This window comes from Bradyrhizobium sp. B039 (genome assembly GCF_038965675.1).
In the GTDB taxonomy this organism is placed as follows: Bacteria; Pseudomonadota; Alphaproteobacteria; order Rhizobiales; family Xanthobacteraceae; genus Bradyrhizobium; species Bradyrhizobium diazoefficiens.
This window is the reverse complement of the sequence record NZ_CP152416.1, coordinates 8,068,185-8,085,888: the sequence shown is the minus strand read 5'-3', so window position 1 is coordinate 8,085,888 and position 17,704 is coordinate 8,068,185. Positions and strand designations below refer to the sequence as shown.

Sequence of the window (17,704 nt, the reverse complement as noted above, 5' to 3'; positions counted from 1 at the left end):
CGGCGAATTTGCGGAACGTTCACGAATTGAGGGCAGGTTAGCGCGGTCGGGCACCGGCTCCGCTGTATCAATCGCTTCTGCCGGTTTGTGACGTCCCGGGGGTAAGAGTATGCGTAAAGAACTGCTGCGCCGCCATGCGCGCGTGTGTCTTCTGGTTGCGGCCGCGGTGCTGGCATCGCCGGCTGCCGGTCTTGCCGAATCCACCGCCGATACCATCGCCGTCAATGTCGACCAGGCCAAGCTGGTCCGGCTGCCCGGCAAGGTTGCGACCATCGTGGTCGGCAATCCCCTGATCGCCGACGTCACGCTCCAGCCCGGCGGCATGATCGTCGTGACCGGGAAGGGCTACGGCGCCACCAATTTCATCGCGCTCGACAGGGGCGGCGAGATCCTGGTCGACCGCCAGATCCAGGTCGAAGGTCCGAGCGACCGGCTCGTCACCGTCTACCGCGGGGTCGAGCGTGAGTCCTATAGCTGCATGCCGATTTGCCAGCGTCGCGTGACGCTGGGCGACAGCGACAACTTCTTCAACACCACGATGAGCCAGGCCGGTTCGCTGAGCAGCAATGCCAGCGGCAACGCCGGCGCGGGCGCCAAGACCAACTAGCAGGACCGCCCCGTTCTTCGAACATGAAAAAAGGCCGTGCGTCGCGCACGGCCTTTTCTGTTGCGTTGGCTCGTTCGCGCGAGCCGAAACTCCGTCGACTCAGCCAGCGGAGCGAAGATTGTCGGCGGCCGACTTGCCGGACCGGCGATCGGCAACGATCTCGTAGGAGATCTTCTGGCCTTCGCGCAGCGTGCCGAGACCGGCGCGCTCGACGGCGCTGATGTGCACGAACACGTCCTTGCCGCCGTCGTCGGGCTGGATGAAGCCAAAGCCCTTGGTCGCGTTAAACCACTTCACGGTTCCCATGCTCACGGGGGTAGTTCCTTCTCAGATACACAATGTAAGAGCCCGCTCGCGCGGGCAGGTTAGATCGAATTTCTGGAAGGGTCGTCAGCGTGTCTGAACCGGCTGTACCGGTGGATGCCAATGTCGTCCGGCCGAAAATCGATTAATTCATTTTATTGGAAATGAGGCTTCAAAACAATCCTGACGCGCACGATTTTTTGATCCGCCGCGATGTGCGCGGCAGATCAGCATACAGGTCAGCATTTCGATTCCGCGCTTGCGCGCGGAATCGTCGTTCGCCGCCTAGCGGCGGCGGAACTGGCCACCGCGCTGCGCGCCACCCCGCGGCGGTCCGCCGGATGTTGCGGGACGTTCGTCCTTGTGGCGGAAAATCAGCCGGCCCTTCTCGAGATCGTAGGGCGACATCTCCACCGTCACGCGATCGCCCGCGAGCGTCTTGATGCGGTTCTTCTTCATCTTGCCGGCGGTGTAGGCAACGATCTCGTGCCCGGCGTCGAGCTGCACGCGGTAGCGGGCGTCGGGGAGGATTTCGGTGACCAGTCCTTCGAACTGGATCAGCTCTTCCTTAGCCATGAATGTCTCCAGGTCGTGGACGGCTAGTGCGAATAGGGTTTGCGAGTTGGTTGGCCCATCGGCCGACTGTCCCGGCGCAAAAAGGCAACGCCTTGTATCCCATCAGGCGTCCCAGCGCTATGCGCGGAACGCTGTTCAGGGCGGTCGGTTTGCGAAGAGTGCATCTTGCCGCCGGAGCGGCGGCGACGAGACCCCTTTGAGGCCTTCGGGCCGCTGCCGGGCCTTCCGTCGACGTGGCGCGCGTCGCCATGCCGGCCTTCACCGGGCCGTCCATCACCCTGCTTGCCGGCGCTGTGGTGGCGTCCGTCGCCGTGCCTTTCGTCGGTACGCCGTCCGTCACCGTGGCGCTCACCATGCCTTGCGCCTTGCGGACGCTGGCCCGGGCGGCCCGGCCGGCCCTGTCGTTGCTGCGACGGGGGCGGACCCGCATCGCGGCGGCCGGCATCGGTGCGGAGGTCTTCGCGCGGCAGCGCCACCTTGATCAGCCGCTCGATGTCGCGGAGATAGCTGAGCTCCTCGCCGCCTGCGACCAGCGAGATCGCGGTGCCTTCGGCGCCGGCGCGCGCGGTGCGGCCGATGCGGTGGACGTAAGTCTCGGGCACGTTGGGCAGGTCGAAATTGATGACGTGGGTGATGCCGTCGACATCGATGCCACGGGCGGCGATGTCGGTGGCGACCAGCGTGCGGATGTCGCCGGAGCGGAACTGGGCGAGCGTGCGCTCGCGATGGTTCTGCGACTTGTTGCCGTGGATGGCGCTGGCGGCGATGCCGGCCTTCTCGAGCGTCTTCACGACCTTGTCGGCGCCGTGCTTGGTGCGGGTGAAGACCAGCGCGCGGTTGATCGGCTCGTCCTTCAGGAGCTTGGTCAGGAAGGCGGGCTTGGCCGAGAAGTCGACTTGGAGGATACGCTGGTTGATGCGCTCGGCGGTCGAGGAGACCGGGGTCACCGCGACACGGGCCGGATCACGCAGCATGGAGTCGGCGAGCTCGGCGATGTCCTTGGGCATGGTGGCCGAGAAGAACAGCGTCTGCCGCTTGATCGGCAGCTTGGCGACGATCTTCCGGATGTCGTTGATGAAGCCCATGTCGAGCATGCGATCGGCTTCGTCGAGCACGAGGAATTCGACGCTGCCAAGCTTCAGCCCGTTGCTCTGCACGAGGTCGAGCAGGCGGCCGGGGGTGGCGACCAGCACTTCGACGCCCTGCATCAGCGAGCGGACCTGGCGGCCCATCGGCACGCCGCCGATGGCGAGCGTCGAGGACAGGCGGATGTGGCGGCCATAGGCGTTGAAGCTGTCGAGGATCTGGCCGGACAGCTCGCGGGTGGGCGACAGAACCAGGACGCGGGTCGTCTTCGGCTGCGGCTTGATGCGGTGCTCGAGCAGGCGATGCAGGATCGGCAGCGCGAAGGACGCGGTCTTGCCGGTGCCCGTCTGGGCGATGCCGACGACGTCGCGGCCGGTCAACGCCGTGGGGATGGTCTGGGCCTGGATGGGGGTGGGGGTGACGTAATTCTCTTCGGAGAGAGCGCGAGCGATCGGTTCGGCGAGGCCGAAGTCCTGAAACGAAGTCAAAAGATGGGTTCTTTCCATGTCAAAAGCGGGCGCCCGGCGCATTCAGCGCGGCGCGCGCAAACGGGTGTCGAGAAGACACCTGCGTGTTTGGGGTGTCGGATGGCTTGGGAGATATGGGGCAAGCCAGAGGCCCGTAGAGGGCTTAAGAACACGCGGCTCGCAACGACCCCTTGATTCGCAAGAGGTCTCGACCGTCATATGGAACATTGAGCGGGCGCTTTCAAGGCAGGCTGGCCCTAAACGGCGATTGCAGTGCAGAAATAGTTATGCCGGAAATTTAGACAGAGGCGTCATTTTGCTCAATAAATGAACTGTCTGCCGCATTAGAATACAATTTCTTTGCACAAATCTTGAGCAATTAGCTCTCGGCGAAACTTCGATTTTTGCTAGATTATAAAGCAAAATCAATGCCTTGGTGCGTGTCTAGCCCATGGCATGGTTCTTGCGATTCCGTTAATCGCAGGCGGCCGTGGGGCCGTTTCGCAGCGTTTTCACGTCTGCGTCAGGGAGATGATACACAAATGCGCACCAAATCCACTCACGATATAGCGGCGTCATTTAGCCGCCGCGGCGTGCTCGCCGCGACCGCCGGACTGATGCTCGGTCTGGCCTCCATTTCCGGCGCGAAGGCCGCGGACGACACCATCAAGGTCGGTGTGCTTCACTCTCTCTCCGGCACCATGGCCATCAGCGAAACCACGCTGAAGGACACCATCCTCTTCCTGATCGACGAGCAGAACAAGAAGGGCGGCGTGCTCGGCAAGAAGCTCGAAGCCGTCGTCGTCGACCCCGCTTCGAACTGGCCGCTGTTCGCCGAAAAGGCGCGCGAGCTGATCACCAAGGACAAGGTCTCGGTCGTGTTCGGCTGCTGGACCTCGGTGTCGCGCAAGTCGGTGCTCCCGGTCTTCAAGGAGCTGAACAACATCCTGTTCTACCCCGTGCAGTACGAGGGCGAGGAGAGCGAGCGCAACGTGTTCTACACGGGGGCTGCGCCGAACCAGCAGGCGATCCCCGCCGTCGACTATTTGATGAAGGACGAGAAGGTAAAGCGCTGGGTGCTCGCGGGCACCGACTACGTCTATCCGCGCACCACCAACAAGATCCTGGAAGCCTATCTGAAGTCGAAGGGTGTCGCCCAGGAAGACATCATGATCAACTACACGCCGTTCGGTCACTCCGACTGGCAGACGATCGTGGCCGACATCAAGAAGTTCGGCTCGGCCGGCAAGAAGACCGCGGTGGTCTCGACCATCAACGGCGACGCCAACGTTCCCTTCTACAAGGAGCTCGGCAACCAGGGTATCAAGGCGAAGGACATCCCGGTGGTCGCGTTCTCGGTGGGTGAGGAAGAGCTCGCCGGCATCGACACCAAGCCGCTGGTCGGCCATCTCGCCGCCTGGAACTACTTCGAGTCGATCAAGACCAAGGACGGATCGAACGAGAAGTTCATCAAGGACTGGCAGGCCTACACCAAGAACCCGAAGCGTGTGACCAACGACCCGATGGAAGCGCACGTGATCGGCTTCAACATGTGGGTGAAGGCGGTCGAGAAGGTGAAGTCGACCGATCCGGACAAGGTGATCGACGCGCTTCCCGGCATCGAGGCGCCGAACCTGACCGGCGGCGTGTCGAAGATGCTGCCGAACCACCACATCACCAAGCCGGTGTTCATCGGCGAGATCAAGGGCAACGGCCAGTTCGACGTGGTCTGGAAGACCCCGGGTCTTGTCGCGGGCGATGCCTGGTCGAAGGAGCTCGACGGCTCCAAGGACCTGATCGGCGATTGGGTCGGCAAGAAGTGCGGCAACTTCAACACCAAGACCAACAAGTGCCTGGGTTCGGGCTCCTGATCCGGGCCTGACCGTATCTTGCACGCGACCGGAGAGGGCGGCGATCCCGCCGCCTTCTCCACTCATTTCTGCCGGGGTCATTCACAGTGCCAGCTAATTTGTCCGCCCGCCTCTGTTCGCTCCTGCTCTCGTTGTTCCTGATCGCGTTCGCACTGCCGGCCTTCGCCGGTCCGTTCGAGGATGCGGTCGCCAAATTCGCCAACGATGATTATTCCGACACGGAAGAGGCGATCGGCGTGGTCGCGAGCAGCGGCAATCCGCTGGCCTTCCCCATCATCAGCGCGCTCCAGGACGGCCGCCTCATGGCCGATCCCGACAGCAAGAAGGTTTACGTCACCGGCACCGACGGCAAGTCGATCGATGCCGCGACCGGCCAGGCGGTGGCCAGCGTTCCCGACAGTGCGAGCGCGGTCCGCCTCAACAACCGTCTTCGCCGCAGCGTCGATGCCGCGGTCGGCAGCCTGACGCTTCAGTCGCCGGACGTCGGAACGCGCCTCCAGGCCGCGCAATCCGTCTTCAAGTCGCATGAGGAGACCGCGCTCGACGCCGTCGATGCCGCGCTCGCCAAGGAAACCAACAAATCAGTCAAGGCTACGCTCGGCGAAGCCCGCGCGGCGATCCTGCTGTTCAAGCCGGACGCCACCGAGGTCGAGAAGCTCGAGGCCATCGCCACCCTCAGGGCGCGCGGCGACCAGGAGGCGATGGCGCTGCTCACCGGCATGGGCGACCAGCCGGCCTCGGTGTCCAAGGCCGCCGCGAGTGCGATCGGCTCGATCCAGTCTTCGCTCGCGGTCTGGTCCACGGTGCAGAATGCCTGGTACGGCCTCTCGCTCGGCTCAGTGCTGCTGCTCGCGGCGATCGGGCTCGCCATCACCTTCGGCGTGATGGGCGTCATCAACATGGCCCATGGCGAAATGGTGATGTTAGGGGCCTACACCACCTTCGTGGTGCAGGAGGTGATCCGCACCCGCTATCCCGGCCTGTTCGACTATTCCTTGCTGATCGCCGTGCCGCTGGCCTTTCTCGTCGCCGGCGCGATCGGCGTGTTGATCGAGCGCAGCATCATTCGCTTCCTCTACGGCCGTCCGCTGGAGACGCTGCTGGCGACCTGGGGCCTGTCGCTGGTGCTCCAGCAGGCGGTCCGCACCATGTTCGGCCCGACCAACCGCGAGGTCGGCAACCCCTCCTGGATGAGCGGCGCCTTCGAGCTCGGCCAGATCACCATTACCTATAACCGGCTCTGGATCCTCTGCTTCACGCTCGCCGTGTTCGCGATCCTGCTCGCGATGCTGCGCTACACCGCGCTGGGCCTGGAGATGCGCGCGGTGACGCAGAACCGGCGCATGGCGGCCTCGATGGGCATCGCCACCTCGCGCGTCGACGCGCTCACCTTCGGCCTCGGTTCGGGCATTGCCGGCATCGCCGGCGTGGCGCTGTCGCAGATCGACAATGTCAGCCCCAATCTCGGCCAGAGCTACATCATCGACAGCTTCATGGTCGTGGTGTTCGGCGGGGTCGGCAATCTCTGGGGCACGCTGGTCGGCGCCTTCACGCTCGGCATCGCCAACAAGTTCCTGGAGCCGGTCGCCGGCGCCGTGCTCGGCAAGATCGCCATCCTGGTTCTCATCATCCTTTTCATTCAAAAGCGGCCGCGCGGCCTGTTCGCGCTCAAGGGCCGTGCGGTGGAAGCATGACCCCTCACATGCTGACGCGATCGCTGGACCGCAGCGCGACGATCTTCCTGCTGGTTGTCGCCGCGCTGGGCGTGCTGATCCCGTTGTCCAACCTGCTGCTGCCCGCGGGCTCGTTCCTGCAAGTGCCGACCTATCTGGTCGCGCTCTGGGGCAAATATGTCTGCTACGCCGTCCTGGCGCTCGCGATCGACCTGATCTGGGGCTATTGCGGCATCCTCTCGCTCGGCCACGGGGCTTTCTTCGCGCTCGGCGGCTACGCGATGGGCATGTACCTGATGCGGCAGATCGGCACCCGCGGCGTCTACGGCAACCCTATCCTGCCAGACTTCATGGTGTTCCTGAACTATTCGAAGCTGCCCTGGTACTGGTACGGCTTCGACATGTTCTGGTTCGCCGCGCTGATGGTGCTGGTCGTGCCGGGCCTGCTCGCCTTCTGCTTCGGCTGGCTCGCCTTTCGCTCTCGCGTCACCGGCGTGTATCTGTCGATCATCACGCAGGCGATGACCTATGCGCTGCTGCTCGCCTTCTTCCGCAACGATTTCGGCTTCGGCGGCAACAACGGCCTGACCGACTTCAAGGACATTTTGGGCTTCAACGTGCAGGCGGAAGGGACTCGCGCCGCGCTGTTCGCGCTGAGCTGCCTGGCGCTGATCCTGGGCTTCCTGGTCTGCCGCGCCATCGTCTCGTCCAAGCTCGGCAAGGTGCTGATCGCGGTGCGTGATGCGGAATCGCGCACCCGCTTCCTCGGCTACCGGGTCGAATCCTACAAGCTGTTCGTGTTCACGGTGTCGGCCTGCATGGCCGGCGTTGCCGGCGCGCTCTACGTGCCGCAGGTCGGCATCATCAATCCGAGCGAATTCGCGCCGGGCAATTCGATCGAGGCGGTGATCTGGGTCGCGGTCGGCGGCCGCGGCACGCTGGTCGGCGCGGCGCTCGGCGCCGTCGTCGTCAACTATGCCAAGACGTTCTTCACCTCTGGCATGCTGGCGCCGTACTGGCTGTTCATGCTCGGCGCGCTGTTCATCCTGGTGACGCTGCTGCTGCCCAAGGGCATCGTCGGCACCTTCAACGCCTGGTGGGACGCGTCGAAAGAGAAACGCCCCGCCGCGACAACGGCGAGCGCCGCGGCCGAGGACGGCGTCACCGAACCCAAGATGGCGGAGTAGGCGCAATGAACGTCATGGACACCCGCGCGACCTCCGCAATGCTCTATCTCGACGGCGTGCACGTCTCCTTCGACGGCTTTCACGCCATCAACAATCTGTCGCTGACGCTCGAGCCCGGCGAGATGCGCGCCATCATCGGCCCGAACGGCGCCGGCAAGACCACGATGATGGACATCATCACCGGCAAGACCAAGCCGGACGAGGGCACCGTACTGTTCGACGGCGTCACCGACCTGACGCGACTGGATGAGACCCGGATTGCCGAGCTCGGCATCGGCCGCAAATTCCAGAAGCCCACCGTGTTCGAGAGCCAGACCGTGCAGGACAACCTGCTGCTGGCGCTCAATGTCGATCACAGCGTCAAGGGCACGCTGTTCTGGCGTGGCAGCAAGGCCGAGTCCGAGCGCATCGACAAGGTGCTGGAGACGATCCGTCTCACCGAGGCGCGCAACCGGCTGGCCGGCAGCCTCAGCCACGGCCAGAAGCAGTGGCTGGAGATCGGCATGCTGCTGGCGCAGGATCCGAAGCTCCTGCTGGTCGACGAGCCCGTCGCCGGCATGACCGACGTCGAAACGCTTCTCACGGCCGAGCTGCTGAAGGAGATCAACAAGACCCACACCGTCATGGTGGTCGAGCACGACATGACGTTCGTGCGCGAACTCGGGGTCAAGGTCACCTGCCTGCACGAAGGCTCGGTGCTCGCGGAAGGTACCATCGACCAGGTCTCGTCCAACGAGCGGGTCATCGAAGTCTATCTGGGACGCTGACCGATGCTCGAAGTCAAAGACATCAACCTGTTCTACGGCGCGGCGCAGGCGCTGCGCGGCGTCTCGATTGCGGCCGAGCCCGGCAAGGTGACCTGCGTGCTCGGGCGCAACGGCGTCGGCAAGACCTCGCTGCTGCGGGCCATGGTTGGGCAATATCCCATCTCCTCCGGCGCGATCGTGTTCGACGGCAGCGACATCACGGGCCTCAAGCCTTACGAGCGGGCGCGCAAGGGCATCGGCTTCGTGCCGCAGGGCCGCGAGATCTTTCCGCTGCTCACGGTCGAGGAGAATCTCAAGACCGGCTTCGGTCCGCTCAAGCGCGAGGACAGGCACATCCCGGACGACGTGTTCTCGCTGTTTCCGGTGCTGCAATCCATGCTCGGCCGCCGCGGCGGCGATCTCTCCGGCGGCCAGCAGCAGCAGCTCGCGATCGGGCGTGCGCTGGTGATGCGGCCGAAGCTGCTGCTGCTCGACGAGCCGACCGAGGGCATCCAGCCCTCGATCATCAAGGACATCGGCCGCGCCATCTCCTACTTGCGCAACCTCGGCAACATCGCCATCGTGCTGGTCGAACAATATCTCGACTTTGCCTGCGAACTCGGCGACAGTTTCGCCGTGATGGATCGCGGCGCGGTGAAGTTCACCTGCGACCGCACCAATCTCGACGCGAGCGAGATCAGCCGTCAGATGGCTCTGTAAGCCATTTGTGCCGCGACCGGCTGGGGAGGCGGATGCGCAGCGAACTATCAGTCACGTCCAGCATATTCGAGGCCAATCGCGCCCGCGGCGCGGTCAGGTTCGACGTGCATGCGCGGGACGGCGTAACACGGCGCGGAGTGTTGCATGAATCCGGCTCGCTGCGCGTGCGCTTTCCCTCGCCCGAGGATGAAGGTCTCTCCGGCGTGTTCGTCAACACGGCCGGTGGCGTTGCCGGCGGTGATCGCTTCGATGTCGAGATATCGGCGGCCGATGCCGCGCGGCTGACGCTGACCACGGCGGCCGCCGAAAAGGTCTATCGCGCTCAGGGCCCGGCGGCGGAGCTCAATATCGCCCTGAAGGTCGGCGCAGGCGCGCATCTGTCCTGGCTGCCGCAGGAGACCATCCTGTTTGATCGTGCCCGTGTCCATCGTCGCTTCGACATCGCGCTCGATGAGGCGGCCTCGCTCCTGCTTTGCGAGATCGTGGTGTTCGGACGCACTGCGATGGGTGAGCGGATGGAGCAGGGCGAGTTCGTCGACCGATGGCGGCTCTCTCGCGGCGGTCGGCTCGTCTTTGCTGAGACCGTCAGGCTGGGCGGTGATATCGGTGCGAAACTCGCGAGGTCCGCGGTGGCCAAGGGGGGCGCGGCAATCGGCACGGCCTTGATCGTGCCCGGCGATGAGGCACTCATCGAGCGCATTCGGGAGGCCTCGGAATCCTTCGCCGGCGAGGTCGGGATATCGGCCTGGAATGGCTTTGCAATGGCGCGGTTCTGTGCCCAAGATGCGGCGCGCTTGCGCGCCGACATGATGGCCGTGCTGGCGCGCACCGGTGCGGCGTTGCCGCGGCTGTGGTTGAATTGACGTGTTGAACGGAAGAGATTTCGCATGAACCTGTCTCCCCGCGAAAAGGACAAGCTTCTGATCTCGATGGCCGCCATCGTGGCGCGCCGCAGGCTGGACCGCGGCGTCAAGCTCAACCATCCCGAGGCGATCGCGATCATCTCCGATTTCATCCTCGAAGGTGCGCGCGACGGCCGTACCGTGGCCGAGCTGATGCAATCCGGCGCGCAGGTGCTGACCCGCGACCAGGTGATGCCGGGCATCCCCGAAATGATCCACGACATCCAGGTCGAGGCGACGTTTCCGGACGGCACCAAGCTCGTCACCGTGCACGAGCCGATCAGGTGATTTGAATTCGTCATTCCGGGGCGCGCGCAGGGCGAACCCGGAATCCAGAGATTGTTGATCGAGATTCCGGGTTCTCGTTCCGCGAGCCCCGGAATGACGGAGGAAGACAGAGATGATCCCCGGTGAACTCTTCATTCAGGACGGCGAGATCGAGCTCAATGCCGGCCGCAAGACCGTGACGCTGACGGTCGCCAACACCGGCGACCGCCCTATCCAGGTCGGCTCGCACTACCATTTCTTCGAGACCAACCCGGCCTTGAAATTCGAGCGCAAGAAGGCCCGCGGCATGCGCCTCGACATCGCCGCCGGCACCGCCGTCCGCTTCGAACCCGGCCAGACCCGCGACGTCCAGCTCGTCGCGCTCGCCGGCAAGAAGACCATCTACGGCTTCCGTGGCGACGTGATGGGGAAGCTGTGAGGCATGCTTTCCGCCGTCCGCCTCATCTCTGAAGCCGCTGACCTGGCCGCGCGCCGGCACAACGGCATGGCGCGCAAGGGGCGGGGGAACGAGCCTTACGTCAATCACCTTGCCGAGGTCGCGAACCTGCTCGCGAGGGCGACCGATGGCGCCGATGCGGAGCTGGTCGCGGCCGGCTGGCTGCATGATACGATCGAGGACACCGAGACCACGCGTGAAGAGCTCGCGCAGAAATTCTCCGAACGTATCGCATCTCTCGTCGTCGAGTGCACCGATGACATGAACCTGCCGAAAGCCGAGCGGCGCCGGCGGCAGGTGGTCGATGCGCCGAAGAAATCTGCGGGCGCAAAACTGATCAAGATCGCCGACAAGATCAGCAATGTCGGCGCACGCATTCATTCCGATCCGACCGCCGAAGAGCGTGACGATCTCGTCGACTATACCGGCTGGGCCGAGCAGGTGGTCGCCGGTTGTCGCGGCGGCAATCCGTGGCTCGATCAGAAATTCGACGACGCAGTGCGTACGGCGAGAGCTTCGCTGTGAGCACCATCAAGACATTCAAACGCAAACGGGGCCTGTGATGTCCGTCAAGATCAAACGTTCCGTCTATGCCGACATGTTCGGCCCGACCACTGGCGACAAGGTGCGGCTGGCCGACACCGATCTCATCATCGAGGTCGAGAAGGATTTCACCGTCTATGGCGAGGAGGTGAAGTTCGGCGGCGGCAAGGTGATCCGCGACGGCATGGGGCAGTCGCAGGTGACCAACAAGCAGGGCGCGGCCGACACCGTCATCACCAATGCGCTGATCGTGGACCACTGGGGCATCGTGAAGGCCGACGTCGCGATCAAGGACGGCATGATCTCCGCGATCGGCAAGGCCGGCAACCCCGACATCCAGCCGGGCGTCACCATCATCATCGGCCCCGGCACCGACGTGATCGCGGGCGAAGGCAAGATCCTCACCGCCGGCGGTTTCGACAGCCACATCCATTTCATCTGCCCGCAGCAGATCGAGCACGCGCTGATGAGCGGCGTCACCTCGATGCTGGGCGGCGGCACCGGTCCCTCGCACGGCACCTTTGCGACGACCTGCACGCCGGGCCCGTGGCACATGGGGCGGATGATCCAGTCGTTCGACGCCTTCCCGGTCAATCTCGGCATTTCCGGCAAGGGCAATGCCTCGCGTCCCGCGCCGCTGGTCGAGATGATCAAGGGCGGCGCCTGCGCGCTGAAGCTGCACGAGGATTGGGGCACCACGCCGGCCGCGATCGACAACTGCCTCTCGGTGGCCGACGATTACGACATCCAGGTCATGATCCACACCGACACGCTGAACGAATCCGGCTTCGTCGAGGATACGATCAAGGCGTTCAAGGGCCGCACCATCCACGCCTTCCACACCGAGGGTGCCGGCGGCGGTCACGCCCCCGACATCATCAAGGTCGCAGGGCTGAAGAACGTGCTGCCGTCATCGACCAATCCGACGCGCCCCTTCACCCGCAACACCATCGACGAGCATCTCGACATGCTGATGGTGTGCCACCACCTCGATCCCTCGATTGCGGAAGATCTTGCGTTCGCCGAAAGCCGTATCCGCAAGGAGACCATCGCGGCCGAGGACATCCTGCACGATCTCGGCGCGCTCTCGATGATGTCCTCGGACTCCCAGGCCATGGGCCGCCTCGGCGAAGTCATCATCCGGACCTGGCAGACCGCCGACAAGATGAAGAAGCAGCGCGGATCGCTGCCGCAGGACAAGGGCAAGGACAACGACAATTTCCGCGTCAAGCGCTACATCGCCAAATACACGATCAACCCCGCGATCGCGCATGGCGTGTCGAAGCTGATCGGATCGGTGGAGAAGGGCAAGCTTGCCGATCTCGTGCTGTGGTCGCCGGCCTTCTTCGGCGTCAAGCCGGACTGCATCGTCAAGGGCGGCACGATCGTCGCCGCGCCCATGGGCGATCCCAACGCCTCGATCCCGACGCCGCAGCCGGTGCACTACCAGCCGATGTTCGGCGCCTTCGGCAAGGCGCGCACGGCGTCTTCCGTGGTGTTCACCTCCAAGGCCGCGATTACCGGTGGGCTGGCGCGCAAGCTCGGTATCGAGAAGAAGCTCTATGCCGTCCAGAACACCCGCGGCAGGATCTCCAAGAAGAGCATGATCCACAACGACGCAACGCCCGATATCGAGGTCGATCCGGAGACCTATGAGGTCCGCGCCGACGGCGAGCTCCTGACCTGCGCGCCCGCCGAAGTGCTGCCGATGGCGCAGCGATATTTCATGTACTGAAATAGCGCCCCGGTCCCCGGAGCCTGTCCGGGGACGGTTTTACGGTGTTGCGTTCGATCCCGCCTGGTCTAATGTCCCGCCCGGTATCTTGAACCCAGAAGAAAAGCCGGGAGGATTTCTCGTGATTTACGTCGTTGCCACCTTGACCATCAAGCCCGAGACGCGCGCCGAATTCATTGCAGGCGCCACCGCCTGCATCAAGGAGACGCGGAAAGAGCCCGGCAATATCGCCTATGATATGCATGAAAGCGTCACCGATCCGACCAAAATGGTGTTCGTCGAGCAGTGGGAGAGCGCCGAGGCGCTGGTGCCGCATCGCGCCATGGAGCACATGAAGACGTTCGGCCGCATTGCGGTGAAATGCTTCATGGCGCCGCCGAAGGTCGAAATCATTACGCCCGAGAAGGTCGAGACACGGTAACAGGGTAGAAGCCAATGATCCGGGCGACGCAGGTTAGGGGACAGCACCGCTTCACCGAAGCACCAGCGGACACGGTCGTGCTCGATTTCGACGATCGGCACCGCCGCCGCATGGCGATGACGGGGACGCGGGGGCTCGAATTCCTGCTCGACCTGGAGAACGTCGTTGCACTGCGCGGCGGCGACGCGCTGGTGCTGGAGGACGGCCGGCTGGTCGAAGTGGTTGCGGCGCCCGAGCCGCTGCTCGAGATCCGCGGCCGCGATCCGCACCACCTCATCCGGGTCGGCTGGCACCTCGGCAACCGTCATCTGCCGACGCAGATCATGGCCAAGGCCCTGCGCATCCGCCGCGACCACGTCATCGAGGCCATGGTGAAGGGCCTCGGCGCGCGTGTCGTCGAGATCGAGGCGCCATTCGATCCTGAAGGTGGCGCCTATGCCGACGCCGGTCATGCGCATGGGCACGATGACCATGCGCATCATGATCACGGCCATCACCACCACGATCATGGCGACGATCATCATGATCACCACGGAAACGATCATCATGGCCATGATCATCACGGCCACGACCACCATGATCATGCCGCGCATGACCATGGGCACGATCATCATCATCACGACGAGCATTGCGACCATCCCGACCACCACCACGGCCACAAGCATGCTCATGACCACAAATGAGCCGGTCAATGCCGGTGACCTCGCCGCGCGCGAGGCGGCGGCGCTGTACCGGCTGATGACCTGGCTGTCGCCGGCGTTTCCCGTCGGCGGCTTCTCCTATTCCAGCGGGATCGAATGGGCTGTCGAGGCGGGCGATATCACCGACACGGCGACGCTCGCCGACTGGCTCGATGCGATGCTCGGCGACGGTTCGGGCTTCTGCGATGCGACGTTCCTGGTCCAGGCCTATCGCGCCACTGAGGCGGGCGAGGAGACCTCCTTGCGCGACATCGCTGAGCTCGCGAGCGCCTTCGTGCCCTCGCGCGAGCGGCAGCTTGAGACGACGTCGCAGGGCCGCGCCTTCATCGACATCGCCCGCGCCGCGTGGGATGCGGAGGGGCTGGACGCCATGGTTGCGGCATGCCGCACGCCATTGGTCTATCCCGTCGCGGTCGGTGTGGTCGCCGCGATGCACGGCGTGCCGTTGGCGCCGACGCTGCACGCCTTCCTGCACGCTGTGGTCTCGAACTGGATTTCCGCGGCCAGCCGCCTCATTCCGCTCGGCCAGACCGACAGCCAGCGCGTGCTGGTGCGGCTGGAAGCTGCCGTTGCCGCGACCGCCAACCGTGCGCTGAGCGCGACGCTGGACGATCTCGGCAGCGCGACATTCCGCGCCGATCTCGCCAGCCTGCGGCACGAGACGCAATATACGCGGCTGTTTCGGTCGTGAGCGCGTTGCATCACATTCTGCCGTCGTCCTCGCGAAAGCTAGGACCCATTACCACGAATGCCTGTGGTCATGGAGGGATGTGGCCTCAGTCCGCCGCGACAATGAACTTCGGTGGTAATGGGTCCTGGCTTTCGCCAGGACGACGATAGGAAAGAGTCAATGGCTACGTCTCACGGCCCCCTGCGTGTCGGCGTCGGCGGTCCGGTCGGATCGGGCAAGACCGCGCTGATGGATCTGCTCTGCAAGACCATGCGCGAGCGCTACGACATCGCGGCGATCACCAACGACATCTACACCAAATGGGATGCCGAATTCCTGGTGCGCTCGGGCTCGCTGACGCCGGATCGCATTGCCGGTGTCGAGACCGGCGGCTGCCCGCATACCGCGATCCGCGAAGATGCCTCGATGAACCTCGCGGCGGTCGCGGACATGCGCGCGAAATTCCCCGGCCTCGACCTCGTGCTGATCGAATCCGGCGGCGACAATCTCGCTGCCACTTTTTCCCCGGAGCTTGCCGACCTCACCATCTACGTCATCGACGTGGCGGCGGGCGACAAGATCCCGTCCAAGGGCGGCCCCGGCATCACCCGCTCCGACCTCCTGGTCATCAACAAGATCGATCTTGCGCCCCATGTCGGCGCCTCCCTGGAGAAGATGGAGACGGACGCCAGGCGCATGCGCGGCACGCGCCCCTTTGTCATGACCAACCTGAAGAAGAGCGAGGGGCTCGACCGCATCGTGGGCTTCATCGAGGCCAAAGGCGGCCTGAAACGGGCCGGCTGACGGACGCGACGACTTGGCACAGGCGTTTTCCGCCGTTAACGCCTGAGGCAGGACCGTATCCGCGGAACAAATTTCGGACACGGCGATTAATTACCTCCGGTACCCGGGGCAAATTCATTCCGGCCGGACGACCGGCCGGGCGGATTAAGCTTCTCAGGCGACCCAAGTTGCGTACTGATGCCTCCTCCTTCATTATCTCCGCCATCGGGGTTCATCCTGTTTCGGCACATGGCCGTTCGAGCTGCGTTCATATGCTCCGTGTTTATTGCCGACCTCCTGCTTCCGTCTGAGTAGTCGCGTGGTCCGGCTGGGTTTCATCATCGGCTTCATCGCTCTGCTCGGAGCCATGCTTTCCGGGCTTGCGGCCTATCGCGTCCACGACCAGGAGCTGGCGCTGGACCGGATCGCGCTCGCACGTGCGATCGACGTCCATGCGAGCCTGGTGCAGGACCGGCTGACCGAGCGCGAGCTGCTCGCGCGTGTCGCCTCAGGCCTGTTCCGCGCGCCATCGGTACTCAAGCCCAACATGCTGGAGCCGCTGCGCTCGGCGATCTACGCCTTCAAGACCGATTTCGTGGTGGCCGGCTGGGTCGCCCGGCTCCAGCCGAACGAGCTTGCTGCGGCGCAGGCCGCGATCGCGGCCGCCGGCTTCCCGAAGCCGCAGATCCGCGACTACGGCGACAAGCCGATCGATCCCGCAAGCCTCACCCAGCCGATCGACGTGCTGATGGATCTCGAGCCGCGCAGCGATGAGACCAAGGGGTTGCCCGGCCGCAGCTATGACCGGGACCCGGTGCGCAGCGCGATGCTCGCCCGGGCCAGGATCGAGAAGAGGTCGGTCGCCTCCGACCCGGTGCCGCTCCTGCGCAACAACGGGCCGGTCGGCGTCATCGTCGCGGCCCCCGTCATTCCCGAAGGCGCGACCGAGCCCGTCGGCTTCATCACATTCTCCTATGAGCTGGCATCACTGATGCTGACCAACGACGACATGTCGTTGTTCGCGGTCGCGCTCAAGGACCCGCGCAAGGACGGCGGCGAGCTCGTCGCCAACGACCAGGGTATCGTCTCCACGCGCATGACGGCGGCGGACGGGCCGGCGCCATCGGCGACGCGCACCGTGAGCTTCGGCGGCCGCGACTGGCAGCTCGGCTATTACGCAAAGACCAACTCGGCGCGACGCGCCGAGCAGACCGCGATCATCGTGGCGGCGATCGGCTTTGCGATCACCGCGATGGTGTGCGGCCTGTTTGGCTATGTCGCCTACAACAATCTGCGGCTCAGCCGGGAGATCCAGGTGCGGATCGGCTTCGAGCGCCGCCTGACCGCCGTCATCGACGAGCTCAACCACCGGGTCAAGAACATCCTGGCGGTGATCCAGTCGATCGTGACGCGCACGCTGCGCCACGGCGCGGACATCGACGTCGCGCGCGAGCTGCTGATCGGCCGCATCCACGCCATGTCCAACGTGGTCTCGCTGCTCAGCGAGAGCCAGTGGCAGGGCGTCAAGTTGAAGGGCCTGTTCGAGGCGCGCGCCATTCCGCATGCGGACCGCATCGCCGTCACCGGTCCCGACATCGCGGTGAGCGCGCGTGCGGCGCAGAGCCTGTCACTTCTGTTCTTCGAGCTCGCCTCGCATTCGGACGAAGGCCTGTCGCTGGTCGGCAAGCATCCGCACATCACCGCCAACTGGACGGTGACGGGCGAGGGGACCGACGAGGTCTTCCATTTCCGCTGGGAGGAGTTCAACACCAGCGAGGCGACGCGCCGTCCCGATTCCGATTTCGGCCTGATCCTGCTCGACCGCGTCGCGCCCGAAGCGCTCGGCGGCACCGCCAAGCGCTACTTTACCGACGTCTCCTATGTCTACGAGCTGATTGCTCCGATGGAGACGGTCGTCGACATGAGCGAGCGCGACCGCACGGACAAGCTCTCGGCCCCGGTGAGGCCTGTGCGATAAACCTCGCGCGC

The 17,704-nt window shown here is 64.5% G+C and carries 19 protein-coding genes; 16 read left to right on the top strand and 3 right to left on the bottom strand.

Features of this window, described 5'->3' with window-relative positions; all coding sequences use genetic code 11:
- Positions 1-109 precede the first annotated feature (109 nt).
- Positions 110-607, top strand: a complete 498-nt coding sequence (locus AAFG50_RS38085) for a pilus assembly protein N-terminal domain-containing protein (protein ID WP_011084261.1) — start codon at positions 110-112, stop codon at positions 605-607.
- Between the two features lie 99 nt (positions 608-706).
- Here the strand turns inward: AAFG50_RS38085 and AAFG50_RS38080 are convergent, their stop codons facing one another.
- The 3 genes from AAFG50_RS38080 to AAFG50_RS38070 form a co-directional block, all read right to left on the bottom strand.
- The gene (locus AAFG50_RS38080) at positions 707-919 is read right to left on the bottom strand and encodes a cold-shock protein (protein WP_011084262.1); all 213 of its coding nucleotides are present in this window, start codon (positions 917-919) and stop codon (positions 707-709) included.
- Positions 920-1,195: 276 nt separating this feature from the next.
- Positions 1,196-1,486, bottom strand: a complete 291-nt coding sequence (infA, locus tag AAFG50_RS38075; protein ID WP_011084263.1) for a translation initiation factor IF-1 — start codon at positions 1,484-1,486, stop codon at positions 1,196-1,198.
- Positions 1,487-1,509: 23 nt separating this feature from the next.
- Complete coding sequence (locus tag AAFG50_RS38070; protein ID WP_011084264.1) at positions 1,510-3,102, bottom strand: DEAD/DEAH box helicase; 1,593 nt, start codon at positions 3,100-3,102, stop codon at positions 1,510-1,512.
- Positions 3,103-3,581: 479 nt separating this feature from the next.
- Between AAFG50_RS38070 and urtA the strand changes: the two genes are divergently transcribed.
- The 15 genes from urtA to AAFG50_RS37995 all read left to right on the top strand — a co-directional run bounded on the left by urtA (position 3,582) and on the right by AAFG50_RS37995 (position 17,693).
- Positions 3,582-4,910 carry an urea ABC transporter substrate-binding protein gene (gene urtA / locus AAFG50_RS38065; protein ID WP_028173500.1) on the top strand — a complete coding sequence of 443 codons (1,329 nt, stop codon included), beginning with the start codon at positions 3,582-3,584 and terminating at the stop codon, positions 4,908-4,910.
- 86 nt (positions 4,911-4,996) lie between these two features.
- On the top strand, positions 4,997-6,604 hold the full coding sequence (gene urtB / locus AAFG50_RS38060; RefSeq protein ID WP_028173499.1) for an urea ABC transporter permease subunit UrtB: 1,608 nt from the start codon (positions 4,997-4,999) through the stop codon (positions 6,602-6,604).
- A complete protein-coding gene (urtC, locus tag AAFG50_RS38055; RefSeq protein ID WP_028173498.1) occupies positions 6,601-7,770 on the top strand; it encodes an urea ABC transporter permease subunit UrtC in 1,170 nt (389 codons plus the stop codon). Before urtB ends, urtC begins: the two co-directional genes overlap by 4 nt.
- A 5-nt stretch (positions 7,771-7,775) precedes the next feature.
- Entirely contained in the window at positions 7,776-8,537 is a 762-nt protein-coding gene (urtD, locus tag AAFG50_RS38050; protein WP_028173497.1) for an urea ABC transporter ATP-binding protein UrtD, read from the top strand.
- A gap of 3 nt (positions 8,538-8,540) precedes the next feature.
- Entirely contained in the window at positions 8,541-9,236 is a 696-nt protein-coding gene (urtE, locus tag AAFG50_RS38045) for an urea ABC transporter ATP-binding subunit UrtE (protein ID WP_011084269.1), read from the top strand.
- Positions 9,237-9,268: 32 nt separating this feature from the next.
- Positions 9,269-10,099 (top strand): urease accessory protein UreD, encoded by an 831-nt coding sequence (locus tag AAFG50_RS38040; protein ID WP_028173496.1) that lies wholly within the window; start codon positions 9,269-9,271, stop codon positions 10,097-10,099.
- A 24-nt stretch (positions 10,100-10,123) separates the two neighbouring features.
- Positions 10,124-10,426, top strand: coding sequence for an urease subunit gamma (locus tag AAFG50_RS38035; protein ID WP_007605424.1), 303 nt, complete (start codon positions 10,124-10,126; stop codon positions 10,424-10,426).
- Between the two features lie 112 nt (positions 10,427-10,538).
- A complete protein-coding gene (locus tag AAFG50_RS38030; RefSeq protein ID WP_011084271.1) occupies positions 10,539-10,844 on the top strand; it encodes an urease subunit beta in 306 nt (101 codons plus the stop codon).
- Positions 10,845-10,847: 3 nt separating this feature from the next.
- Positions 10,848-11,387 (top strand): HD domain-containing protein, encoded by a 540-nt coding sequence (locus AAFG50_RS38025; RefSeq protein WP_028173495.1) that lies wholly within the window; start codon positions 10,848-10,850, stop codon positions 11,385-11,387.
- Positions 11,388-11,424: 37 nt separating this feature from the next.
- Positions 11,425-13,140 (top strand): urease subunit alpha, encoded by a 1,716-nt coding sequence (ureC, locus tag AAFG50_RS38020; protein ID WP_028173494.1) that lies wholly within the window; start codon positions 11,425-11,427, stop codon positions 13,138-13,140.
- Between the two features lie 121 nt (positions 13,141-13,261).
- Complete coding sequence (locus tag AAFG50_RS38015; RefSeq protein ID WP_011084274.1) at positions 13,262-13,561, top strand: putative quinol monooxygenase; 300 nt, start codon at positions 13,262-13,264, stop codon at positions 13,559-13,561.
- Positions 13,562-13,575: 14 nt separating this feature from the next.
- A complete protein-coding gene (locus AAFG50_RS38010) occupies positions 13,576-14,244 on the top strand; it encodes an urease accessory protein UreE (RefSeq protein ID WP_028173493.1) in 669 nt (222 codons plus the stop codon).
- Positions 14,225-14,953 (top strand): urease accessory protein UreF, encoded by a 729-nt coding sequence (locus tag AAFG50_RS38005; RefSeq protein ID WP_074076579.1) that lies wholly within the window; start codon positions 14,225-14,227, stop codon positions 14,951-14,953. Before AAFG50_RS38010 ends, AAFG50_RS38005 begins: the two co-directional genes overlap by 20 nt.
- A 159-nt stretch (positions 14,954-15,112) precedes the next feature.
- Entirely contained in the window at positions 15,113-15,736 is a 624-nt protein-coding gene (gene ureG / locus AAFG50_RS38000) for an urease accessory protein UreG (protein ID WP_028173491.1), read from the top strand.
- A gap of 298 nt (positions 15,737-16,034) precedes the next feature.
- Positions 16,035-17,693 carry an HWE histidine kinase domain-containing protein gene (locus AAFG50_RS37995; protein ID WP_028173490.1) on the top strand — a complete coding sequence of 553 codons (1,659 nt, stop codon included), beginning with the start codon at positions 16,035-16,037 and terminating at the stop codon, positions 17,691-17,693.
- Positions 17,694-17,704: the final 11 nt, after the last annotated feature.